Genomic DNA, 22,753 nt, shown 5'->3' on the forward strand with positions numbered 1-22,753 from the left:
GTAGTAATTTACTCCTGCAAATGGTTTTACAAACCAGCTATTACTAAAATCAAATACTTTACCTACATTTGCACTCAATCCAAAGAATTTTTGATCAAAGTCTGAAGTGTTGATACCAGCAATGCTTGTAACATCTTGATCAGTTTTACCTAATTGTCCATAAGCTTTTAAGTTTAATTCCCAATAGATGCATATTCTTTGTTGGTTCCAATGGTTACGCTTTGATTTCCTAGTTTATAAGTTAGGCTTGTGCGTAAAAGCCCACTTTGAGTAAGGATTTTATTCCCTCTTTTTTGAATAAGAGTTGCAGGGGCATTAGCTTTCCATCTCTCTCCAAAAGGGCTACTTTGTTTTTCAAAGGATTCTTCACTTTTGTTTTTAGTTAGGATTCCGATTTCATTTAGGATTTCTTTTTTGTTATTAAAGTCTTTTGCAAGGTTAGAAAGGCGTTTTTGGAATTCTTTTAGGGAAATGGTTTGCATTGTTAAATCCTTTGTGATATAATGGTTCATCAAAGAGGCTTCACACCATGGCGGTATTGGATAGCCCGCACCTTGTGTCCCCAAGCACAAGCTAAGTAAGAAATAACGGCGTAAGGTTGGTTCTTGCCACCTCTTTTTTTAGAAGTGTTGGGGCTTCTTAAAGTTTTCCACTGCTTTTTACAAGACTTAATAAAAAAATCTCTTTTTTATCTTGGGTTGTTTTTAAAGTGGCTCTATAATAATCCCCAAAATAACTAAAATAGACAATATGATGTGTTTTGCTAGGCTTAATTTTATACACATTAGAATCCTTTAGCAAAAAAGGCAAGAGTGAATAATCAAACTCTCCTACATTATCATGGTGCGTGTGTGTCCTTAGCGTATAGCCACTTAAATAGACTTCTTTTGCTTTGCTTCCTAGTGCCTTTTGTAAGCTTTCTGTGCTTTTGGCAATGCTTAGAAATTCTTTGTCATACTCTTCACTCTTTATTGCTTTTTGCCTTAAATTTTTAATAGCAAGATAGTTTTTCTCTACTTGCTTAATTTCCTCTTTTAAATTGTTTAGAGATTGAAGTAATGCAGGGTTATTAGCATATCTCTTAGCCTTATATTCAATAATTTGCCTAATTCCCTCATCACCCTTTAGATTCCTTGTGTCATAATTCCAATCCTTATGAGCTTTAAACTCTGGTGCTTTTGGAGAGACTTTGAGCCCTTTTGTTTTAAGTTCTGCTTGGCTTAGGGATTGCACATAACACCGACAACCCCAATCATTAGGTGGATAGTTGCTACTCCAAAAGCCATCTTCTCTAGGCAAGATAGTGCCATGTAATTTAGCGTGTGATTCTCTAGTTAATCCATCCATAATAGCCACATAGCGTAAATACACTTTCCCTTTTCTTGCATACTGCTCTTTAGCTCTACCTTGAGCATTTGCACTTCGCATATTAGTGTTGTAGATATTTTTTAATCGTCTGTTATTAACATTGATAATTTTGATTTCCCCAGTTGTTTTATCTATTACCTCTGTTTTGCCTAGCCAACCCTTTTTGGCTAAATTTGGCTTAATTTCTTTTTTCCAAGATTCAAAGCTCATTCCTTCTTTTTGTGCTTTAAGCAGTGAATCTTGCATATCTTTTAGCAAATCAAGTTGCATTATTTTAGCAATGCTAAAAGCCCTCAAGTGTGCTTCGTGCATTAATTCATCATAATTAAAAGTGGTGGTAGGAATTTTTTGTTTTAAAAACTCCATATTTACCTTTGGTTCTTCTTTGAAATCAAACTCAAGCATTGAGTGCCCCATAGATTTTTGCATTGGCTATGGCTTTAGCAAATTCACTTTCTAAAAATTCTAATTGTTCCCCATTAGTTGCATTTTGGATTTTTTCCATAGCTTCTTCAAAGTTTTTTGCACCTTTGATGATTTTTAGAATATCAAAATCTTGAAAAGAAACCCCCTCAATAAATTGCTCGATATTGTCTTTAAAAGCAGGATTATCTTTTATGCCTTCTTTTAAAGGCTTTTTAAAAGGGATTAAATAAGGATTTAAAGCAGAATTTGGAAAAGGGGTGGATTCTTTTTTTTCTACCTCGATATTATAATTTACTTGACTAGCAAATCAATATAAAACTAAAAAATTTAATTCACTAATTATAACCAAATTAATTTTTATTGAGTAATAAACAAATTAAAACATAGCTTAATAATCCTAGCCTTAATGTTTTAATTAAATTGTTTTTTAATCGCTAAAAGTAAGGGAGCGGGGAAGTCTTATAAAAGCAAGACTTCAATTGATTTGCCTTTTGTGGTTTGGTTTTCTAGGATTGCTAAGCCAACCCTTGAATTATCTAAAGGACAAAAATTATTTAAAATAGCACTTTGAAAGTCTTTTTTGCCAAGAAAATCAACGCTAAAAATCCCTGCTTGATTCCTTATATTGCACACCCTAAATTCTAATCTTGAATCATTTTTTTGCAAATCTTCATCTAAAGTTATTTGAATGGATTCTTGGTAAGGCTTGCTGCCACAAAGTTTTGCTAGAATGATTTTTGCAAAAAGTTCAAAAGTTACTAGGGTGGAGTTTGGAAAACCCGGTAATCCAAAAAACTGCTTCCCCCCAAAATGCGCATAAAGAACATGCTGACCTGGTTTAATACGCACTCCTCTAAAAACTACTTGTTCTTTTTGTTGCTGTGAAATTTGCCTAATAAAATCATAATCCCCAACACTTGCACCCCCTGTAGAGAGAATTAAATCGCATTCTCTTAGCGCGGTTTGGAGGCAAGATTGGATTTGCTCTTTGTCGTCTTTTAAAATCGGGTATAGCTTTGGGATTCCGCCATTTTCTAGAATCTTTGCATAAAGTAAATGTCCATTTGCATTGTAAATGGAATTTGGAGAATCCTTGTTTTCTCCAAGCTCTAAAATTTCATTTCCATTGACTAAAATCCCCACTTTTGGTCTTTCATAGACTTCGACAAAGACTTGATTGAGACTTGCTAAAAGTCCGATATGATGAGAATTTATTTTCGTTCCTTTAGAGAGAAGTTTTTCGCCTTTTTTGTAGTTATCACCTTTTTTGCGGATAAATTCTCCTATTTTTGGAATCTGCTTGATAATGATGTGATTACCCTTGATTTCTGCCCATTCTATTGGCACGAGTATATCAGCGTTTTTGGGGATTGCTGCACCTGTGAAAGTTTTTATCGCGCAAGGTTTGTTGGTAGGAAGTTCTAAGATTTCTTTGTTTCCTGCTGGATTTTCTTGTAAGATTTCAAAGCACTCATTAATGTTTTTTAACATAGCAGAATAAATTGCATATCCATCCATATTGGAGAGATTAAGTGCTGGCATATCATTAGGAGCAAAAATATCTTGCGAGAGGATTCTGTTTAGTGATTCGTGTAAAAAAACTCTCTCTATACTTTTAGGGTAGATATTTTGCGAATTTAGGATTTCTTTAGCTTGTAAGTATGAAATTTTTTCTTGCATAGTTTGCCTTTAGAGAAGATGACCCATTTTTTCTTTTTTGACTTCAAGATAATGTGCATTGTGTTTATTGCAAGGAATAATAATAGGTGCGCGCTCTACTTCTATAAAGCTTGAGAAATAATTAATTTTTGTAGGATTGTTTGTAAGAAGGCGGATTTTTGTAAGATTGTAATATTCTAAAATGGTTTTTACAATGGAATAATCTCTCTCATCGCCTTTGAAACCTAATTTTAAATTAGCTTCTAGAGTATCTAGTCCTTCATCTTGTAGCGCATAGGCATTAACCTTGTTAAAAAGTCCTATTCCACGACCTTCTTGGCGCAGATAGATTACCATTCCTTGTTCTTTGGCGATGAGTTTTAGCGCTTCTTGCAATTCTCCACCACAATCGCATTTTAAGCTTCCTAGCGCATCTCCAGTTAAGCATTCTGAATGCACTCTAACTAGGGGATTTTGTGGAATCTCTTTGGTTTTGATAACAAGGTGTTCAAGTAAATAAGTTTCATCGGATATTATTTTGGTTTCTCTAAAAGATCGTATCTTAAAATTTCCAAATTGTGTTGGAAGATTAGCTTCATTTGAAATTTGAATATTCATTAATTTTGCCTCAATAAATAAAATGATAATTGCTTTTAAAAAAATGGTAATTTAGCTAATTTGTGATAAAAAAGCAAGAAGTTATTTTATTTTTGATAAAATCGTTGGCGAAATTTTTAGAATCTAAGGTGTTTTATGGATAATCTTAGTAAAAAAAGTATTGAAGTGGGTATGCGGATTCTCTCAAAAAATGATGAAGAAGCAATTAAGCTAAGACAAACTTATCAAAACAATGATTTATTTGTAGTGAATTTTATGAGCTCTCCTGGAAGTGGTAAAACAACCTTGCTAGAAAACATTGCTAAGAATCAATTGCTGGATTTTAGTGTGATAGAAGGAGATTTGCAAACTAATCGCGATGCAGAGAGATTAGCAAAATATGGAGTAAATGCTTATCAGATTACAACAGGTGAGGCTTGTCATTTGGAAGCATTAATGGTTAAAGATGCTTTGGAGAAATTGCAAGAACAAGGAGATTTTAAAAAATTTTTGTTTATAGAGAATGTGGGTAATTTGGTGTGTCCTGCAAGTTATGATTTGGGAGCAAATATGAATATTGTTTTGCTTTCTACTTCAGAGGGTGATGACAAGGTCTTGAAATATCCTACAATCTTTTTGTGTGCAGATGCAGTGGTGATTTCTAAGAGTGATTTAATAGAGGTTTTTGAATTTCAAATTTCACGAGTTAAAGAGGATTTAGAAAAGCTTAAAAAAGAGATTCCTTTGTTTTTAATCTCAAAAAATAACTCTGATTCTATAAGAGAATTTTGTGAATTTTTAAAATCAAGTAAGGAGAAAAACTATGTGTCTAGCCATACCTTCTAAAGTGATTGCTATTAATTTAGATACTAACACTGCTACATTAGACACACTTGGGGTAACTCGTGAAGCGAGTTTGGATTTGATGAATGAAGAAGTGAATGTTGGGGATTATGTGCTTTTGCATATTGGCTATGTGATGGGAAAAATTGATGAAGAACAAGCCAAGCTCTCGTTAGAGACTTATGAAGAAATTATTAAGTCTATTGAGGAAGAAGAGAAAGAATTGCAAAACGCAAATGCCAGGAGAGATTAATGTAAGGTTATTTAAGGGAATAATCCCTTAAATTTAAGCTTTAGGTCCAATCATTTTGCTAGGATCAACATATTGATTAAAATCTTCTTCGCTAACTAATCCTAATTCCCTAGCACTTTCTTTGAGTGAGATTCCTTTTTTGTGTGCGTTTTTGGCTACTTTAGCAGCATTTTCATATCCGATGTGTGGATTTAAGGCAGTTACTAACATTAATGAATTGTGTAAATTATAATCAATTTTTTCTTTATTAGCAGCGATTCCAATGGCACAATGGAGATTAAAAGAAAGGATTGAATCAGCAAGTAAATCAAGACTTTGAAGGAAATTATAGATAATAACAGGCTTAAAGACATTGAGTTCAAAATTACCTTGACTTGCTGCAAAACCAATGGCTGTATCATTGCCCATAACTTGTACAGCTACCATTGTAATGGCTTCACATTGAGTGGGATTGACTTTGCCAGGCATTATAGAGCTTCCAGGTTCATTTTCTGGGATATTGATTTCTCCAAGACCACATCTAGGACCACTTGAAAGCCAGCGAATGTCGTTTGCAATTTTCATTAAATTAGCAGCTAGACCTTTCATTGCGCCATGAGTGAAGTTAATTGCATCGTGGCTTGTTAGGGCGTGAAATTTGTTGGGACTAGAGATGAATTTTGTGCTCAATAATTGACTTAATTCTTCGCTTACCATTTCGCTTAATTGCGGATGTGCATTAAGTCCTGTTCCTACGGCTGTTCCACCGATAGCTAATTCTCTTAAACTGGGTAAAGAAGAAAGGATTTGAGTTTTAGAATGCTCTAGCATAGAGAGATAACCACTAAACTCTTGACCTAAAGTGAGTGGAGTTGCATCTTGTAAATGTGTTCTACCAATTTTAATAATCTCTTTAAAATCTTCCACTTTTTGTTTAAATGTGTTTATAAGTGTATCAATTGCGGGAATCAATTTTTTCTCTACTTGCGTAACAGCAACTATGCTCATTGCAGTTGGAAAAGTATCATTAGAACTTTGAGACATATTAACATGATCATTTGGGTGGATAAGTTTTTCTTTTCTGAAATCACCCCCTAAAATTTCTGTGGCACGATTTGCTATGACTTCATTAAGATTCATGTTGCTTTGTGTGCCAGAGCCAGTTTGCCAAATTGCTAGTGGGAAATTATCATCAAATTTACCCGCAATAATTTCATCACACGCTTGAGCGATGGCATTTTTTTTGTCTTCTGGCATTTTTTTTAGTTTGCAATTGACAATTGCAAGGGATTTTTTAAGGTGAGCAAAAGCATAAATAAGCTCTTTTGGCATTTTTTCAATCCCAATTTTAAAGTTTTCAAAACTTCGTTGTGTTTGTGCGCCCCAATATTTATCATTAGGAACTTTAACTTCGCCCATTGTGTCATGTTCGCTTCTATAATCCATATTAAACTCCAAAAATTAAAATAATGCTAATATTAAATCCAAAAAAACTATAAAATTTGCTTAGAATTTTTGTTAAAAATTATTTAACCTAAATTTAAGTTTGATTCTTAAGTGTGAATTAAAACTATTTTAATTAAATATTAGTTAGAATCCACAAGTCCAAGCGTATTTGGCGCATTTGGTAGTGGTATCTTTAAGATTTTTTTTAAGGGTGCAAAGTATTTTATTTTAAGGAGAAGTGTTAATGTTTGATGGGAAATGTAAAGCGGAATTGCAAAAGGCATTGGAGGAAAATAAGCTTTTGAGAGCTGAAATTCAAAAGTTGAAAGAGGAAAATAGAAATTTGCAAGAGCAAATTGAAGCAAACTCCAAAAATGAAGAACATAACGATAGTGATATTGAAATTTTTAAAGATATGACTTTGAGATTGGCAAAGAGTTGTAGCACAAATCTTAAAACTTTACAAGATGATTTTGCAAAATCTGTGGATTTACTTTATAGTGCTAAAGATTTTGCGACTGAGAATATTAAACATACAACTCAAACTCAAAGTGTTATGATTGAAGGGCTTTCAAATATGACAGCCAAACTTTCTGATTTTAATAATATGATTACACAAGTGCAAAATGACTTTACAGCTATCTCTAGTGTAATTTCCCTTATCACTGATATTTCTGATCAAACTAACCTTCTTGCCTTGAATGCAGCTATTGAAGCAGCAAGGGCAGGGGAACACGGCAGAGGATTTGCGGTGGTTGCTGATGAGGTAAGAAAATTGGCAGAACGCACACAAAAAGCAACCAAAGAAATTGAGATGAATATTCAAGTGGTGCAACAAAACTTCTCAGAAGTGCAAACTTCTACCGATGAAATTATTAAAGAAATGGAAGTTTTGGGGACACAAAATGAAACTTTAGAAAAAATTCAAAGTTCAGCAGCTCAAATTAGTCAAGGAACACAACAAATTTTAACTACAACTTTTATAGGGCTTGTTAAGCTTGATCACTTACTCTTTAAGATTAATGGTTACAGTGCTGTCTTTACTGAAGATATGGAGGTTAAATTTGTTGGTCATCATGATTGTCGTTTGGGTAAATGGTATGATAGCGGAAATGGTAAAGAATATTATTCTACATTGCCTAGTTATCCACTTCTTGAAGCACCACATCAAGGTGTTCATGACAATATCATTGCGGGTTATGAAGTTATGAAAAGCCATGGTGGAACCAAAAATTGCATGGAAGAAATTAGTAAATATTTCAAACAGGCAGAAATTGAAAGTAACAATGTAATCAAATACCTTGATAATCTTGCTGCAGAAAAGAGTGCAACTCTCTAATTTGGATTAATCTTTAAATCTCTCGATTAAAGAGAGATTTAAAATTAGACTTCAAAAAATTCTCGATACCATTTTACAAAGTTTTTAATTCCTGTTTGAATGGAAGTGTTAGGTTTGTAGTTTAGCTCACTAACTAAGTCATCGACATTAGCATAAGTCGCAGGGACATCCCCGGCTTGTAGAGGGAGCATATTTTTCTTAGCAACTTTGCCAACTTCTTTTTCAATAGCTTCAATAAAATCCATCAGTTTAACGGGATTGTTATTGCCAATATTATAGATTTTATAAGGTGCTTTTGAGCTGTGTGGATCTGGATTCTTGCCATTCCATTGTGGATTTGGCGTAGGGACATTATCAATCACTCTTACAACACCCTCTACAATGTCATCAATATAAGTAAAATCTCTTAGCATTTCTCCGTGATTAAAAACATCAATGGGTTTATCTTCTAAAATGGCTTTGGTAAAGAGAAATAATGCCATATCAGGACGCCCCCAAGGACCATAAACGGTGAAAAATCGTAATCCAGTTGTAGGAAGATTGAAAAGGTAAGAGTAAGTGTGAGCCATTAATTCATTACTTTTTTTACTTGCTGCATAAAGACTAATAGGATGATCTACATTATCGCTTGTGCTAAAAGGCATTGATTCATTAAGCCCATACACCGAAGAGCTTGAAGCATAGGCTAAATGTTTAATGTTATGATGTCTGCAAGCTTCTAAAATATTTACAAAGCCTACAATATTGCTATCAATATAGGCATATGGATTAACCAAAGAATACCGCACCCCAGCTTGTGCAGCAAGATTACAAACTTTATCAAACTTTTCTTTTTCAAAGAGCGAAAAAAGTTTCTCTTTATCTTCTAATTTGAGGTTGATAAAGCGATAATTGGGATATTTCTCACTTTGAATAAGAGTATTGTATGCAATTTTTTCTTGTAAAATTCCGGCATTTTGTAGTCTGCCATATTTGATTTTTATATCATAATAATCATTAATGCAGTCAAGTCCAATGACTTCATCTCCTCTTTGAATAAGCTTCAATGCAAGAAATGAACCAATAAATCCTGCCGTTCCTGTAACTAAGATTTTCATTTTTGCCCTTGATTTTTGATTTTATAATATTGTTCTAGGAAAATTTGATTGGCAAAACCATTAAACTTGCGTCGCCCAATTTTTTCAAGGCTTAACTCAATAGCATTAATAACCCAAGAAATTTCACTTAAAGGCACCATTCCCATATGATTGATTCTAAAGATTTTACCCTTTAGATGATCTTGTCCTCCAGCTATATTAACAGAAAATTCATTTTTAAGAATCTTTCTAATCTCATCACTTTGTTCATCGGCAATTGTAGTCATTGCAAGGGCGGGTATTGTAGGATAGATTCTTAAATTAATTCCCTCTAATGCTGTATCGCAAGCTAGAGATCTTGCTTTGGTGTCTTTATAAATATTTTCAAAGCCGATTCTTTTTGCCTCTTGTAAAAACGCACAAAGTCCTATGATGATGGTTGTTGGTGCTGTCCAAGCAGTAGTATTTTTTATTTGATTTTTAAGTTCGGTTTTAAGATTGAAATAGAATCCCACATTGCGTCTTTCTATTTTTTCAATAGCCTTTTGACTAAGTCCTATAATACTCATACCAGGAGGAAGCATAAAAGCCTTTTGCGAACCACCGATGAGTGCATCAACACAACTAACATCAAGAGGTTCTACTCCCATAGCCGTGATTCCATCAACAATAACCATAATTTCAGGATTAAAGTCTTTAATGGCTTTGGCAATAATTTCATAAGAATGTCTTAAGCCACCTGCACTCTCACACACTTGGATACAAAAAGCATCAATTTCGGGATTATTGTTTAAGGCTTCCATTACCGAATCTAGACTTGCAGGAATATCCCATGGATTTTTGATTTCAATACAAGGGATTCCAAAGCTATTGGCGATTTTTCCAAATCTTTCTCCAAATTTTCCACTATTAATGCTAAGAAGTTTGTTTTCGCAAAGCGAGGTTACACACGCTTCCATTGCTCCACTTCCAGAGCTTGCAAGCATTAAAACTTCTTGTGTTTTTAGCATTTCTTTAAGAAGATTCCTTGTGGTAGCAAAAATTTCTTCAAATTCTTGTGTGCGATGATGGATGGTTGGAGCACTCATTGCAAGACGCACAAATTCAGGGGTAGGAGTAGGTCCTGGAGTAAAAAGTAACATGTTTTATATCCTTTAGAAATATAGAGTATAAAGTGCAAAATTATACCAATAAAATTTAAAGGGAGTTTTAAAGGAATTAATATAGAAATTTGAAATTTATATTAGAGTTTAAAAATGCTGTGAAGTAGAAAATTAAGCAAAAATATCATAAAATTGTAATACTTCAAATAAAATAATCACAAAACTTTATGTTTTTAAAGAATATTTTAAAGTAAGGCTTTTTACAATAAGAGCTTTTAAAAATATTTTGGGAGTTGTTCAAATGAAAAAGATTTTTTTATCAATGGCTTTAGCAAGTAGTTTTATGTTTGCAGAAGAAGTTAAAATTGGTGTTGTGTTACCTGTTAGTGGTGCTGTTGGTGGTTTTGGTGAGCTTGGTAAGCGTGGGATTGATCTTGCTTATAAAGCACAAAATAAAACAAAAAATGGAGATCCTATTAAGATTGTTTTTGTGGATAATAAAAGCGATAAGATTGAATCGGCTAATGCTATGCAAAAGCTAGTTTCTAGTGATAAGGTTAGTGTTGTTATTGGTCCTATGATTTCAACTAATGCACTTGCTATGACAAAGATTGCCGATGATAATCAAACCCCACTTATTGCACCAGTTGCAACTAATGATAGAGTAACAAAGGGTAAAAAATTTGTTTCAAGAATCTCTTTTGCAGATAGTTTCCAAGGGATTATAGCGGCAAATTTAGCTTTTAAAGATTTAGGAGCCAAGAAAGCTGCAATATTATTTGATAATAGCAGTGATTATTCTATAGGGCTAACAAAGTCTTTTAGGAATCAGTTTAAAAAGCTAGGCGGACAAATTGCAATTGAAACAAATGCTCAAGCAGGAACTAAAGACTTTAAAGCGCAACTTTCAAGCATTAAAGCAGCTAATCCTGATGTTTTATATTTGCCAATTTATTATAATGAAGGTGCTTTGATTGCTTTACAAGCCAAACAGCTTGGAATCTCAATCCCTACAATTGGTGGTGATGGATTAGTTTCTAATCAAATCTTTTTTGATGTAGCAAAAGAAGCGGGTGAAGGTTATATGGTAACTGATTATTATTCTACAAGTTCTAAGCAAACACCCAAAGGCGAGGCGTTTATCAAAGAATATGAAGCCACTTATAATGAACCTGTAAGCACTTTTAGTGCTATGCTTGCAGATGCTTATGGAATAGCAGTGGCTGCTATTGAAGAATGTGGGGCTCAAGATCGGGTATGTATTAATGATAAGATTCGTAATGTAAAAGATTATGAAGGAATTAGTGGTAAATTTTCACTTCAAAATGGTGAGGCAATCCGTAGCGCTGTTATTAATCAAGTTCAAAATGGTAAATTAGTTTATAAAACAACAATTGAACCATAAGGTAATATTTTGGATATTTTGACTTTTATACAACAATGTATTAATGGATTGAGTCTTGGGAGTATGTATGCGCTTATAGCCATTGGTTATACAATGGTTTATGGGTGTTTGCGTTTGATTAACTTTGCTCATGCTGATATTATTATGGTTGGAGCATTTTTGAGCTTTTTTGCAGTAAGCTCCCTTGGGCTCCCTTTTTATGCTTCAGTTATTTTTGCAGTTTTAGCCTGTATGCTTTTGGGAGTGGGGATTGATAGAATAGCTTATCTTCCCTTGCGCTCTGCACCTAGAATCTCCATGTTGATTACCGCAATTGGCGTTAGTTTCTTTTTGGAAAATATTTTTAATGTTTTGTTTGGTTCAACTCCACGTTTTTTTAGCTCTCCAGAATTTTTTACAAAAACTTTTAGTTTTTCTAATATTAGCATCACTTATATTACAATAATTGTTCCTATAGTAACCTTGTTTTTATTGGTAGTGTTGTTACAGTTTTTGTATCGAACAAAGCAAGGAATGGCTATTAGAGCCACCGCATTTGACATTAATACAGTGCGATTAATGGGTATTAATGTAAATAATATCATTGGACTTGTTTTTATTATTGGGAGTGCTTTAGCAGGGATTGGCGGAATCTTTTATGCCATTTCTTATCCTACTATTGATCCATTAATGGGAGTTATGATTGGTTTAAAAGCTTTTGCTGCAGCGGTTTTAGGTGGAATTGGAAGTGTGGGTGGTGCAGTGCTTGGTGGATTTATTTTGGGCTTTACTGAAGTAATGGCAGTGGCTGTATTCCCAGAGCTTGGAGGATATAAAGATGCTTTTGCATTTTTATTTTTGATTCTTGTTTTGCTTTTCCGTCCGGTTGGAATCATGGGCGATTGGCGTTTAGAAAAAAGTCGTTTTTAATAGGGGATTTAAGATAATGAACAAATGGCAGAAATTTTATGATTCAAACCCTGTAAGTGCGACTTTAGGTGGGCATTTTTTACTTTATGTTAGTGTGATTGTAGTTTTGTTTTTAGCACAATGCTTTTTAAATGACTATGTCTTAAGAATTTTTAATAACATTTTGATTTTTATTATCCTTGCTGTGAGTTATAACTTGATTAATGGTGTAACAGGGCAGCTTTCTTTGGAGCCTAATGGCTTTGTGGCAATTGGGGCTTACATTACAGCTTTAATGCTTTTAGACGAAGATTCAAAGCTTGGAATGTTTGATTTAGCCGATCCACATCCTTTTGTTCTAAGCATGAATAGTGAATTGCTTCCTGCTTTGCTTTGTAGTGGATTAGTGGCGGCTTTTATTGCTGTTTTGTTGGCTTTTCCTGTCTTTAGAGTAAGAGGTGATTATTTGGCTATTGTAACTTTGGGTTTTGGTTTTATTATTAAAATTTTAGCAATTAATAATCCTGAATGGACAAATGGCGCAATTGGGTTAAATGAGATTCCAAATAATGCTGATTCTGTGGTGGGTGGATTGCGAAGTTTAATGCAAGGCTGGATAGCTTCTCCAAATATTCCTGAATTCCTTAAAGAGTCTTTGGCTTTTGTCTATAAACATTCTTTTGAAAATGGTGCGGACATTACCGTGCTTTTTTGGAGTGGTATTTTAGCAGTAGCAGCAGTTATTTTGATTTTGCAAGTTGTGTCTTCTAAGTATGGCAGAGCGATGAAAGCAGTCAGAGATGATGAAGATGCTGCTATTGCCATGGGTGTTAATACTTTTAAAATCAAAACTTTTGCCTTTTCTACGAGTGCGTTTTTAGAAGGGGTTGGAGGTGGATTAATGGCAGCTTTATTGACCACCATCGATCCTAAAATTTTTGGTTTTGAGCTAACTTTTCAGCTTTTAATTATCATTGTGCTTGGTGGGCTTGGTAGCACAAGTGGTGCGATTTTGGGTGCCATTTTGGTTATTGGTGGAGGAGAGTGGCTTAGATTTTTAGATCAACCTTTGGTGTTTTTTGGGACAGATTTTGGAACCTATCCTGGTTTAAGAATGGTATTTTTCTCTTTGATTTTACTTGTTATTATGCTTTTTGCAAGAGAAGGAATCATGGGTAAAAAGGAAATATGGGATTTGAAACCTAGATTTTTTGGAATCTTTGGCAGGAGAGCGTGATGGCATTACTAGAGTTAGAGAATGTAAGTATTGCTTTTGGTGGATTAAAGGCGATTGATAATGTAAGTTTTAAAGTAAAAGAAGATACGATTTTTGGATTAATTGGTCCAAATGGTGCAGGTAAAACCACGATGTTTAATATTATTACTGCTAATTATAAGCCCACAAGTGGCAAAGTAACATTTTGTGGGCGAAATATTTCTAGATTTAAACCTAATACTATTGTTAATTTAGGTATAGCAAGAACTTTTCAAAATATACGACTTTTTACTTCAATGAGTGTGTTAGAGAATGTTATGATTGGATTACACAATGAAGCAAAATATAGTTTTTTTGAAGCAATGTTTAGAGTGGGTAGATATTTTAAAGAAGAAAAAAGAATCAAAAACAAAGCAATTGAGTTGCTAGAATATTTGGGACTTGGAGATAAGATTAATTTGCCTGCTAATTCTTTGAGTTATGGAAATAGTCGTAAGGTTGAAATTGCAAGAGCATTAGCCACTAACCCTAAAATGCTTTTGTTAGATGAACCTGCAGCGGGTATGAATCCAAAAGAAACCGAAGAATTATGTGAGTTAATTTTAAAAATGAAAAAAGACTTTAATTTAAGTGTGTTGTTGATTGAACATGATATGCCTTTTGTAAATAAGCTTTGTTCTGAAGTATTGGTTTTGGATTATGGTAAAAAGCTCTTTAGTGGAACACCCCAAGAAGCGATTAATGATAAGCAGGTTATTACTGCATATTTAGGGGATTATTATGCTAAAAATTGAAAATCTAGAAGTCTATTATGGCTTAATTGCCGGATTAAAAGGGATTAATTTTCATATTGAAGAGCACGAGATTATTACGCTTATTGGAAGCAATGGTGCAGGAAAAACTTCAACTCTCAATGGAATTGTCCATAGTGTTAAAACCAAGGGAAAAGTTTATTTTTTTGGAGCGGATATTTCAAATATTCCTACTCATAAAATTATTCAGCGAGGAATCGCTCTTGTCCCAGAAGGAAGACATATTTTTGTAAATCTTAGTGTGGATGAGAATTTGAGAATAGGCGCTTATAATAATGATGAAAATTTTTTAGCAATGAAAGAAAAAATGTATTCTCTTTTTCCTCGCTTAAAAGAGCGTTATAAACAAATGGCAGGCACAATGAGTGGTGGAGAGCAACAAATGCTTGCTATTGCTAGAGCGTTAATGAGTGAGCCAAAGCTTTTGATGCTTGATGAGCCAAGCCTTGGATTGGCACCTAAAGTGGTGGGAGAACTCTTTGAGATTATTAGTAATTTAAGGGAGAATGGCATTACGATTTTATTAGTAGAGCAAAATGCCTTTGCAGCTTTGAGAGTGGCAAATAGGGCTTATGTTCTTGAAAATGGTAGAATTACAATGGATGGTGATGCAAAAGATATTTTGCAAAACCCAGAAATTAAAAAACTTTATTTGGGTGGATAATTAGAGAATTTTAATAGAAACGCTAATTTTTAATTAAAAAAAACTTAATTTAAGTAAAAATTAATATTTTTTGATTATAATTTCAAGCTTTAATCAATGAATTTTATATAAAGGTAACGCAATGAATATTACCAAAATGGCAAAAGCCAATGAAATCAAACGCGAGTGGATTGTGCTTGATGCAGAGGGAAAAACTTTTGGACGCCTTATTACAGAGGTTGCAACATTATTGAGAGGAAAGCATAAGCCTTGCTATACTCCAAATGTAGATTGTGGCGATTTTGTCGTTGTTATTAATGCACCTAAGGCAAAATTTAGTGGTATGAAGCTAGATGATAAAGAATATTTTACACATTCTGGTTATTTTGGAAGCACAAAATCCAAGACACTTAAAGAAATGCTAGAGAAACACCCAGAAAAACTTTATAAATTAGCAGTTCGCGGTATGCTTCCTAAGACAAAGTTGGGTCGGGCAATGATTAAGAAGCTTAAAGTTTATTGTGATGCAAATCACCCTCACACTGCACAAGTATCAAAGTAAGGATAGAAAATGGCAAAGATTTATGCAACAGGAAAAAGAAAAACAGCAATTGCTAAAGTATGGCTAACTACAGGAAGTGGAAAGCTTAGCATTAATGGTATGAGCTTGAATGATTGGTTAGGTGGTCATGAGGCTATTAAAATGAAAGTAATGCAGCCATTGCTTCTTACTAAGCAAGAAAAGAGTGTGGATATTGTTGCTACTGCAATGGGAAGTGGTTATTCTGCACAAGCAGAAGCATTGCGACATGGGATTTCAAAAGCATTAGCTGCTTATGATACAAATTTTCGCGCTATTCTTAAGCCAAAAGGTTTGCTTACGAGAGATTCAAGAGTTGTTGAGCGCAAAAAATATGGTAAAAGAAAAGCAAGAAGAAGTCCTCAATTCTCAAAAAGATAATCAATTTCCAAGCTTTGGCTTGGATTTTATCGCTCCTATTCTTAGAAATTTGAAAAATCACCTTTTTACTAGATTAATCTCTCACTCATTTTTCTGGCATTTTATTTTACTTTTTATCATTTTTTTATTGCCACTTTTATTTCACTATTTTGATTATTCGATACTTTCAAAAGATTCTCAAAATTTTTTTGAAAATACCTTAATACTTACTTCCTATGATTCTTATTTTTATGCCAAAGGGGTAAAAGAATTTTTAGAAACTTTTAATTTGAGTTTGCCTTATTTATCTATTTTAGGCGGAATATTGACAAAAATTTTTGGACTTGAAAATACGCTAGTATGGAGCAGTGTTATTTTGAGTGCTAGTTTTGGTGTGGTGCTGTATTTTCTGATTTTTGCAGTTTTGGAATATTTGGGGATTCTTACCAAAAAAACTAATCAAATTTTTGCTTTTTTGGGTGCAATTCTTGGAGTATTATCACCACATTTTTATCAACGCAATGGCGCTGGATATTTTGATACAGATATGCTAATACTCTCTTTGCCACTTTTAGCGGTCATTTGTCTTTGGCAATATCTTGTTAAAAGGCAGTTTTATTTTTTGGTTTTTTTTAGTCTTGCTACATTTTTATCAGTTGGTTGGCATAATGGAATCCAAAATCTTTTATTGGTTGGATTCTTATTGTATGTGGGTTATGAGCTTTTTAACATTCTTTTTTTTAAACAAGCTAAAAGTCCGATTTTAGTTATTTCTAGTCTTTTTTTGATTGTTTTAAGCCCCTCTCCTTATAGTTTTTTTGTTTTATTATTAGCATTAATTGCTCTTTATTTTGAGAGATTAAAAATATCTTTGGTTGTTTTTTGTCTTGCTTGTGGTTATGCGTATTTTTTCGGGCTTTTTAATCCGATGATTGCGCAGCTAAAGGCTTATTTGTTTGGTGAGATTCAATATTCTAAAGCTTTTATTTATGCCTCTGTGGTGGAGAGTATTTTAGAGACAAGCAAAGCAAATTTTGCAATTTTAATGCAAAGAAGTGGGGGAGTTGGGTTATTTTTTTTGGGATTAATTGGATTTGTTGGGTTTGGATTTTATTACTCGCTTGTGAGAAAAAATTTTATTTATTTGTGTATTTTTTTATTTCCTTTTTTATTGTTAGGCTTTGCTACTTTAAAGCTTGGTGTGCGGTTTAGCTTTTTTTTATCACCCATTTTGGCTTTGGGGTGCGTGTTGTTGGTTGTTGGATTTTTGGGGATTATTCAGAGATTTTTAAAAATCATCTTGCTTGTTTTTGCTGGAATAGTAGCTATGTGGATTGCAAATTTGGAATATGAGATTCCAAAGCCTATTTTAAAAGCCCAAGAAATTGAAGCTTTTAAGGCATTGCCTTTTGGTTTAAATGATATTGTTTTTGTGTGGTGGGATTATGGCTATGCGCTAGAGTATTTTACGCAGGCACAAACATTGCTTCATGGTGGGCGTCATTCTGGGATTGTGAATTATCCAATCGCAGAAATTTTACTTAATCATTCAGAAATTTTAGGCAAGAATCTCTCTTTGCTTTTAGCGCAAAAAATGCAAGAGATTCCAAAAAGTCAGTGGAATCGGATTTTTGAAATCATTTTAAAACAAGAAAAAGAGACACCACAGGCTTTCTTGGGGAAATTGGCTTTGAATGATTTTAGGATTAATTGCTATTTTAAAGGGGAAGTTTATTGGATTTTACCTAAGCGAATGTTGTTTTTAGCGGCAAATATTAATGGTTTTAGAAATATAGATTTAGAAAGCGGAAAAAGAATCAAAGAAGGGGTTTTTTTATATGAAAAAACAAATTCAAAAACAAAAGAAGAATATGTGTTGTTTAAAGATTTTTATTTAAAAAAGATTCAAAATGGCACTTTAGATGCCAAGCTTATTTTTAAAGATATACAATTTGTTATGGATTTTGATTATTTAAAAAGTAATTTGATACAATGGTTAGTTTTTAGAAATAATCCTATGATGAATTTAGTCTTTGAAAATGAGAGTATTTTAGTCTATCAAATACCAAAGGAATAAAATGTGTGGAATCGCTGGAAGCCTTAATATACCTAAGATAACTTTAGATAAAGTTTATTCTTTAATGTCTCATAGAGGACCCAATGCAAAAGGGATATTAGAGGAGATGACAAAGGGTGGATTTTTGCAGTTTTTTCACGCAAGACTAAGCATTCAAGATTTAAGCAAAGAATCTAATCAACCTATGAATTTAGAGCATTTGAGTATTGTTTTTAATGGAGAGATTTATAATCATATGGAGTTAAGAAGAGAGCTTTCCTGCACTTTTAAAACTCATAGTGATACCGAGACAATTTTGGCTTTGTATTTGCATTATGGTATTGATTTTTTGGATAAATTAGATGGAATGTTTGCATTTGTAATCTTTGATAGAAAAGAGCAGAAGCTAGTTTTAGCGCGCGATAGAATGGGAAAAAAACCACTTTTTTACTATCAAAAAGCAGAATCATTTAGCTTTGCAAGTGAATTAAACACGCTAGTTGGAATAAAAAAAATGGAGATAGATAGAGATTCTTTAGCCTTTTTTTTACAAAGTGGTTTTTTTTATCAAGATGGTGCGCCTTATAGAGATGTTTTTTCTTTGCCTAATGGACATTATGGAATTTATGATTTAACAAATCATTATTTAAAGATTCAGAGTTATTTTGATTTAAAAGCAATTTATGAGCAACCCAAAAAAACAAATTTGCAAGAATCTTTGGAGGCTTGTGAAACGCTATTAAAACAAAGCATAAAAAATAGGCTTTTGTCTTCGGATTTGGAAGTGGGGGCATTTTTAAGTGGTGGGATTGATAGCTCATTGATTGTGGCTTTAGCTAGTGAGATAAATCCAAATTTGCGCACTTTTACCATTTCATTTGATGGTACTTATGATGAGAGTAGTTTAGCAGAAATGACAGCAAAGAGATACCACACTAATCACACAACTTTAAAGATTAGCACGGATTTGAAGCAAGATATTTTTAAGATTTTGCAAAATTATGGGCGACCTTTTGCTGATAGCTCAGCGATTCCTAGCTATTATGTTGCAAGGGAGGCAAAAAAATATTTAAGTGTGATTTTAAATGGTGATGGAGCAGATGAGCTTTTTGGGGGTTATCGGCGTTATGTTGGGCATTTGCTTATTCCAAAAACTAAAGCTTTGGGTGGTGCTTTGGGATTATTTCCCAAACCTAGAGAGAAAAAATCACTTTATAATTACTTTTATCGTCTTTTGCAAATGGCACGCCATTATCAAAAAGATTTTAAATCTTATTATTTGAGTGCGACAACAGATATTTTTGAAGGGTATTTTAGTTTTGAAACACACTTAAATGATTCTTTTAATCAAGATTTAGAATCGACTTTTTGCTCCAAAATTTCCTCACTCTCACAAATGCTTTTGCTAGATTCACAATGTCTTTTATTAAGTGATTTACTACCTAAGATGGATATTGCCACAATGGCAAACTCGTTAGAGGGTCGCTCTCCTTTTCTTTCTAAAATGCTAGTAGAATTTGCCCCTGCTTTAGATGATTCTCTAAAAATAAAAGGCAAAAAAACAAAATATCTTTTGCGGCTTTTAGCACAGAAATATTTAGATGCAGAAGTCTATAATGCTCCAAAAAGAGGCTTTGAAGTGCCTCTAAAACAATGGGTCAATGGAGAATTAAAAGAAATTATTTTGCAGGTTTTACAAAAACCAAGCATTAGCGATCAATTTCTTTCTAAAGATGAGATAGATGAGATTTGCTTTGGTTCTAAAATCCCTAGTGAGAAGCGCGCTAAAATGCTGTGGAGTTTATTTGCGTTAGAAGTGTGGTATCAAAAATATTTAGAATATTAAGCTATTTTGCGAAGACTTGATTTTAATAAGTGATTAAACTTTTCTGTTTTTAAAGGCTTTTGGTTAGTGGGGATTAAAATTATATTTTTTATGTTAGAATCCTTAAAAAATAAAGGAGTTTTTAAATGAAAAAGATTTTATTTGCGGTGGATGACACAAAAGCTTGTCAAAAAGCAGCAGAATTTGTGGTGAATTTTTTTGGAGATAGGGAGGATTGTGCCATTACTATTATTCATGTCAAAACTCCCATTATGCTTTATGGCGAAGCTGCATTAGCTGCGTATGAGGATATTGAAAAAAAGGAAAATGAGGAAAGTGATCGCTTGTTGGAGGATTTTAGTGCGATTTTTACTAATAAAGGCGTTAATATTAAGCAAGAGTTGCTAGAAGGTGAGGCAGTTTCAGAAGTGTTAAATTATGCCAAAGATTTTGATTTGCTAGTTATTGGTCAAAGTGAAGAGAGTTTTTGGAATAAAATTTTCTCTACTAATCAAAATGATCTTTCCCAAAAGTCTCCCATTTCAATTCTTATTGCAAAATAATTCCTAAATTACTACTAGTTTCCAAGAATCTTTGATTCTTGGCATATTTATCTCTTTTGTCTTTCTTATCTATTTTTTTTGACTTTTGGGTGATTCTCTATTTTAAAAATAGTGTTACAAAAATATACAAATAATTAATTATGTTACTTATTGTAAATATTAATCTTATATTGTTATTTAAAATCATTAAATTATTTTTATATTTTTGAGTTTTTTTGTAACATTTATATGAACTTTTTAGTAAAGGATATTAAATGGAACAAAAATATTTAGAATCGGTTCAAAAATATAAAAGCTTTGTAGCTTTTAGGAGTAAGGTTAGTTTAATATTGTCTTTAGCTATTTTGCTTTGTTATTATGTATTTTTGTTAAGTATTGGGATTTTTCCGGAAGTTTTGGGTTATCGCGTTGGTCCTAGTGCTATTACCCTAGGGATTATTCTTGGAATCTTTTTAATCGTGTTGTGTATTTTAGCAACAGGGCTTTATACTTTTTTTGCAAATTGGTATTTTGATAAAATGCAAAAAGAAACCTTAGAAGATTTAGAAAAAAGTGGGGCGTTAGAAGACTTGAAAAATGGGAAGATAAAGGAGTAAAAATGAAAAAAATTCTTGGAATCTTTTTGGGATTAATTAGTGCAGGTTTTGGGGCAGGATTTGATATGGAAAATGTCGCAATATCAGAGTTTAACCCTATTGCGGTAACATTGTTTTTGATTTTTGTGTTAGCCACGCTTGGGATTACGTATTATTCTAACAAAAAAAGTCAAAGTGCCAGTGGCTTTTACACAGCTGGTGGTAATATTACAGGTATGCAAAATGGGACAGCAATTGCTGGAGATTTTATGAGTGCGGCTAGTTTTTTAGGGATTACAGCACTAGTTTTTACTAATGGATTTGATGGCTTAATTTATTCTATAGGATTTTTAGCGGGTTGGCCTATTATTCTTTTTTTAATAGCAGAAAAATTTAGAAATTTGGGTAAATTTACTTTTGCAGATATTACTGCCTATCGTTTAGAATCAAAACCAATTCGTATTATTTCAGCGGTTTCTGCTTTAAGTGTTATTGTTTTTTACCTTATTGCACAAATGGTTGGTGCGGGGCAGTTGATTCAGATTCTCTTTGGGCTTCCTTATGGGGTTGCAGTAATTATTGTAGGAATCTTGATGATTTGTTATGTTACCTTTGGTGGAATGCACGCTACAACTTGGGTTCAAATCATAAAAGCAATTTTATTGCTAGGCGGTGCTACTTTTATGGCAATTATGATTTTGTATCTTACTAAGTTTGATTTAAGTTATTATTTTAATCAAGCCATACAGAATCATTTGCAAGGGGAAAAAATAATGTTGCCTGGAGGATTCTTGCCTGATAGTATTTCAGCTATTTCTTTGGGACTTGCCTTGATGTTTGGGACAGCTGGATTACCCCATATTTTGATGAGATTTTTCACAGTGAAAGATGCCAAAGAGGCTAGAAAATCTGTTTTTTATGCCACTGGTTTAATGGGATATTTTTATATTCTAACTTTCATTATTGGTTTTGGGGCAATTGCACTTTTGCTTGGTAATCCTCAATTTACCAATGTAGATGGTAGTTTTAATGGGATTACTAATATGGTTGCAATCACTCTAGCAAAAGTATTGGGTGGAGATATTTTTTATGGTTTCATTTCTGCAGTTGCTTTTGCGACAATTTTGGCTGTGGTAGCTGGGCTAGCTATTTCTGGAGCGGGAGCTATTAGTCATGATTTGTTTGTGAATGTTTGCAAAAATGGTGTGTGCGATCCTAAATTAGAAATGAAGGTAACTAAAATTTCAACAATTGGAATTGGAATTTTTGCAATTTTACTTGGAATTATCTTTGAAAAACAAAATGTTGCTTTCACGGTTGGACTTGCTTTTGCGATTGCAGCAAGTGTGAATTTTCCAATTTTGCTTTTGAGTATTTACTGGAAGAATCTTACAACTAAGGGTGCATTTTGGGGAGGATTGATTGGATTAATTTCTGTTTTGGTGATGGTGATTTTAAGTCCTAGTATTTGGATTAAAAGCTTTGGATTTAGTGAAGCGATTTTTCCTTATGATCATCCTGCAATTTTTTCAATGCCTATTACTTTTATTTTAATTTATATTATTTCCAAGCTTGATAATTCGCAAAGAGCTAAGATTGACAAAGAAGGATTTGCAGCACAAGATTTTAGAGCGCAAAGTGGAGTAGGGATTAGCGAGGCGGTTGCACATTTAGATTCAAACAAGGTTTCCTTTTTTGAATCTCTTTTGGTTTTACAATATTATTTTTAAAAATATTTTTT

Annotated in this window: 21 protein-coding genes and 2 pseudogenes; 15 read left to right on the plus strand and 8 right to left on the minus strand. The window is 33.2% G+C overall.

Annotated features, from left to right (window positions below; all coding sequences use genetic code 11):
• The 5 genes and pseudogenes from CCY98_RS08065 to ribA form a co-directional block, all read right to left on the minus strand.
• Window positions 1-183: pseudogene (locus CCY98_RS08065) on the minus strand (autotransporter domain-containing protein); the annotation flags it as partial.
• Window positions 174-512, minus strand: coding sequence for a phage virion morphogenesis protein (locus CCY98_RS08070; protein WP_112058037.1), 339 nt, complete (start codon window positions 510-512; stop codon window positions 174-176). The gene CCY98_RS08070 and the pseudogene CCY98_RS08065, both read right to left, overlap by 10 nt.
• Window positions 513-639: 127 nt before the next feature.
• Window positions 640-1,773: a phage minor head protein gene (locus CCY98_RS08075; RefSeq protein ID WP_181566573.1), complete on the minus strand. Its 1,134-nt coding sequence runs from the start codon at window positions 1,771-1,773 to the stop codon at window positions 640-642.
• Between the two features lie 480 nt (window positions 1,774-2,253).
• The gene (locus CCY98_RS08080; RefSeq protein ID WP_112058039.1) at window positions 2,254-3,474 is read right to left on the minus strand and encodes a molybdopterin molybdotransferase MoeA; all 1,221 of its coding nucleotides are present in this window, start codon (window positions 3,472-3,474) and stop codon (window positions 2,254-2,256) included.
• Window positions 3,475-3,483: 9 nt separating this feature from the next.
• The gene (gene ribA, locus CCY98_RS08085; RefSeq protein ID WP_112058040.1) at window positions 3,484-4,071 is read right to left on the minus strand and encodes a GTP cyclohydrolase II; all 588 of its coding nucleotides are present in this window, start codon (window positions 4,069-4,071) and stop codon (window positions 3,484-3,486) included.
• 135 nt (window positions 4,072-4,206) lie between these two features.
• On the opposite strand from ribA, the gene hypB reads away from it, so the two are divergent.
• On the plus strand, window positions 4,207-4,896 hold the full coding sequence (hypB, locus tag CCY98_RS08090) for a hydrogenase nickel incorporation protein HypB (protein WP_112058041.1): 690 nt from the start codon (window positions 4,207-4,209) through the stop codon (window positions 4,894-4,896).
• Window positions 4,874-5,146, plus strand: coding sequence for a HypC/HybG/HupF family hydrogenase formation chaperone (locus CCY98_RS08095; RefSeq protein WP_112058042.1), 273 nt, complete (start codon window positions 4,874-4,876; stop codon window positions 5,144-5,146). The genes hypB and CCY98_RS08095 overlap by 23 nt, the downstream gene beginning before the upstream one ends.
• Window positions 5,147-5,179: 33 nt before the next feature.
• On the opposite strand, the gene fumC is transcribed toward CCY98_RS08095, so the two are convergent.
• Window positions 5,180-6,571 carry a class II fumarate hydratase gene (gene fumC / locus CCY98_RS08100; RefSeq protein WP_112058043.1) on the minus strand — a complete coding sequence of 464 codons (1,392 nt, stop codon included), beginning with the start codon at window positions 6,569-6,571 and terminating at the stop codon, window positions 5,180-5,182.
• Window positions 6,572-6,815: 244 nt separating this feature from the next.
• Here fumC and CCY98_RS08725 point away from each other — a divergent pair, with 244 nt between their 5' ends.
• Window positions 6,816-7,910 carry a methyl-accepting chemotaxis protein gene (locus tag CCY98_RS08725; protein WP_112058044.1) on the plus strand — a complete coding sequence of 365 codons (1,095 nt, stop codon included), beginning with the start codon at window positions 6,816-6,818 and terminating at the stop codon, window positions 7,908-7,910.
• Between the two features lie 44 nt (window positions 7,911-7,954).
• Here the strand turns inward: CCY98_RS08725 and CCY98_RS08110 are convergent, their stop codons facing one another.
• Entirely contained in the window at window positions 7,955-9,007 is a 1,053-nt protein-coding gene (locus tag CCY98_RS08110; RefSeq protein WP_112058045.1) for an NAD-dependent epimerase, read from the minus strand.
• Complete coding sequence (locus CCY98_RS08115) at window positions 9,004-10,128, minus strand: alanine--glyoxylate aminotransferase family protein (protein WP_112058046.1); 1,125 nt, start codon at window positions 10,126-10,128, stop codon at window positions 9,004-9,006. The genes CCY98_RS08110 and CCY98_RS08115 overlap by 4 nt, the downstream gene beginning before the upstream one ends.
• 262 nt (window positions 10,129-10,390) lie before the next feature.
• Between CCY98_RS08115 and CCY98_RS08120 the strand changes: the two genes are divergently transcribed.
• From CCY98_RS08120 to CCY98_RS08175, 12 genes and pseudogenes are all read left to right on the plus strand, one after another.
• Window positions 10,391-11,494: an ABC transporter substrate-binding protein gene (locus tag CCY98_RS08120; RefSeq protein WP_112058047.1), complete on the plus strand. Its 1,104-nt coding sequence runs from the start codon at window positions 10,391-10,393 to the stop codon at window positions 11,492-11,494.
• A gap of 9 nt (window positions 11,495-11,503) precedes the next feature.
• Window positions 11,504-12,403, plus strand: coding sequence for a branched-chain amino acid ABC transporter permease (locus CCY98_RS08125; protein ID WP_112058048.1), 900 nt, complete (start codon window positions 11,504-11,506; stop codon window positions 12,401-12,403).
• A 16-nt stretch (window positions 12,404-12,419) separates the two neighbouring features.
• Window positions 12,420-13,619, plus strand: a complete 1,200-nt coding sequence (locus CCY98_RS08130) for a branched-chain amino acid ABC transporter permease (RefSeq protein ID WP_112058049.1) — start codon at window positions 12,420-12,422, stop codon at window positions 13,617-13,619.
• The gene (locus CCY98_RS08135; RefSeq protein WP_112058050.1) at window positions 13,619-14,392 is read left to right on the plus strand and encodes an ABC transporter ATP-binding protein; all 774 of its coding nucleotides are present in this window, start codon (window positions 13,619-13,621) and stop codon (window positions 14,390-14,392) included. The genes CCY98_RS08130 and CCY98_RS08135 overlap by 1 nt, the downstream gene beginning before the upstream one ends.
• Window positions 14,379-15,074, plus strand: coding sequence for an ABC transporter ATP-binding protein (locus CCY98_RS08140; protein WP_112058051.1), 696 nt, complete (start codon window positions 14,379-14,381; stop codon window positions 15,072-15,074). Before CCY98_RS08135 ends, CCY98_RS08140 begins: the two co-directional genes overlap by 14 nt.
• 121 nt (window positions 15,075-15,195) lie before the next feature.
• Window positions 15,196-15,615, plus strand: coding sequence for a 50S ribosomal protein L13 (rplM, locus tag CCY98_RS08145; protein WP_112058052.1), 420 nt, complete (start codon window positions 15,196-15,198; stop codon window positions 15,613-15,615).
• A 9-nt stretch (window positions 15,616-15,624) separates the two neighbouring features.
• A complete protein-coding gene (gene rpsI, locus CCY98_RS08150) occupies window positions 15,625-16,014 on the plus strand; it encodes a 30S ribosomal protein S9 (RefSeq protein ID WP_112058053.1) in 390 nt (129 codons plus the stop codon).
• Entirely contained in the window at window positions 15,950-18,070 is a 2,121-nt protein-coding gene (locus tag CCY98_RS08155; RefSeq protein ID WP_181566574.1) for an STT3 domain-containing protein, read from the plus strand. Before rpsI ends, CCY98_RS08155 begins: the two co-directional genes overlap by 65 nt.
• Window position 18,071: 1 nt before the next feature.
• Window positions 18,072-19,895, plus strand: a complete 1,824-nt coding sequence (gene asnB, locus CCY98_RS08160; protein ID WP_112058055.1) for an asparagine synthase (glutamine-hydrolyzing) — start codon at window positions 18,072-18,074, stop codon at window positions 19,893-19,895.
• A 125-nt stretch (window positions 19,896-20,020) separates the two neighbouring features.
• Window positions 20,021-20,437, plus strand: coding sequence for a universal stress protein (locus CCY98_RS08165; protein ID WP_112058056.1), 417 nt, complete (start codon window positions 20,021-20,023; stop codon window positions 20,435-20,437).
• 254 nt (window positions 20,438-20,691) lie between these two features.
• On the plus strand, window positions 20,692-21,033 hold the full coding sequence (locus CCY98_RS08170; RefSeq protein WP_112058057.1) for a DUF485 domain-containing protein: 342 nt from the start codon (window positions 20,692-20,694) through the stop codon (window positions 21,031-21,033).
• Between the two features lie 2 nt (window positions 21,034-21,035).
• Window positions 21,036-22,682: pseudogene (locus tag CCY98_RS08175) on the plus strand (cation acetate symporter); the annotation flags it as partial.
• Window positions 22,683-22,753 lie beyond the last annotated feature (71 nt).

Origin of the sequence: Helicobacter sp. 11-8110 (genome assembly GCF_003288905.1) — a bacterium.
GTDB classification, from domain to species: Bacteria; Campylobacterota; Campylobacteria; order Campylobacterales; family Helicobacteraceae; genus Helicobacter_D; species Helicobacter_D colisuis.

What these genes read in the sequence shown, in the direction of transcription:
- CCY98_RS08070 (WP_112058037.1), bottom strand. Translation starts at nt 512, where the DNA reads ATGAACCATTATATCACAAAGGATTTAACAATGCAAACCATTTCCCTA.
- CCY98_RS08075 (WP_181566573.1), bottom strand. Translation starts at nt 1,773, where the DNA reads ATGCTTGAGTTTGATTTCAAAGAAGAACCAAAGGTAAATATGGAGTTT.
- CCY98_RS08080 (WP_112058039.1), bottom strand. Translation starts at nt 3,474, where the DNA reads ATGCAAGAAAAAATTTCATACTTACAAGCTAAAGAAATCCTAAATTCG.
- ribA (WP_112058040.1), bottom strand. Translation starts at nt 4,071, where the DNA reads ATGAATATTCAAATTTCAAATGAAGCTAATCTTCCAACACAATTTGGA.
- hypB (WP_112058041.1), top strand. Translation starts at nt 4,207, where the DNA reads ATGGATAATCTTAGTAAAAAAAGTATTGAAGTGGGTATGCGGATTCTC.
- CCY98_RS08095 (WP_112058042.1), top strand. Translation starts at nt 4,874, where the DNA reads ATGTGTCTAGCCATACCTTCTAAAGTGATTGCTATTAATTTAGATACT.
- fumC (WP_112058043.1), bottom strand. Translation starts at nt 6,571, where the DNA reads ATGGATTATAGAAGCGAACATGACACAATGGGCGAAGTTAAAGTTCCT.
- CCY98_RS08725 (WP_112058044.1), top strand. Translation starts at nt 6,816, where the DNA reads ATGTTTGATGGGAAATGTAAAGCGGAATTGCAAAAGGCATTGGAGGAA.
- CCY98_RS08110 (WP_112058045.1), bottom strand. Translation starts at nt 9,007, where the DNA reads ATGAAAATCTTAGTTACAGGAACGGCAGGATTTATTGGTTCATTTCTT.
- CCY98_RS08115 (WP_112058046.1), bottom strand. Translation starts at nt 10,128, where the DNA reads ATGTTACTTTTTACTCCAGGACCTACTCCTACCCCTGAATTTGTGCGT.
- CCY98_RS08120 (WP_112058047.1), top strand. Translation starts at nt 10,391, where the DNA reads ATGAAAAAGATTTTTTTATCAATGGCTTTAGCAAGTAGTTTTATGTTT.
- CCY98_RS08130 (WP_112058049.1), top strand. Translation starts at nt 12,420, where the DNA reads ATGAACAAATGGCAGAAATTTTATGATTCAAACCCTGTAAGTGCGACT.
- CCY98_RS08135 (WP_112058050.1), top strand. Translation starts at nt 13,619, where the DNA reads ATGGCATTACTAGAGTTAGAGAATGTAAGTATTGCTTTTGGTGGATTA.
- CCY98_RS08140 (WP_112058051.1), top strand. Translation starts at nt 14,379, where the DNA reads ATGCTAAAAATTGAAAATCTAGAAGTCTATTATGGCTTAATTGCCGGA.
- rplM (WP_112058052.1), top strand. Translation starts at nt 15,196, where the DNA reads ATGAATATTACCAAAATGGCAAAAGCCAATGAAATCAAACGCGAGTGG.
- rpsI (WP_112058053.1), top strand. Translation starts at nt 15,625, where the DNA reads ATGGCAAAGATTTATGCAACAGGAAAAAGAAAAACAGCAATTGCTAAA.
- asnB (WP_112058055.1), top strand. Translation starts at nt 18,072, where the DNA reads ATGTGTGGAATCGCTGGAAGCCTTAATATACCTAAGATAACTTTAGAT.
- CCY98_RS08165 (WP_112058056.1), top strand. Translation starts at nt 20,021, where the DNA reads ATGAAAAAGATTTTATTTGCGGTGGATGACACAAAAGCTTGTCAAAAA.
- CCY98_RS08170 (WP_112058057.1), top strand. Translation starts at nt 20,692, where the DNA reads ATGGAACAAAAATATTTAGAATCGGTTCAAAAATATAAAAGCTTTGTA.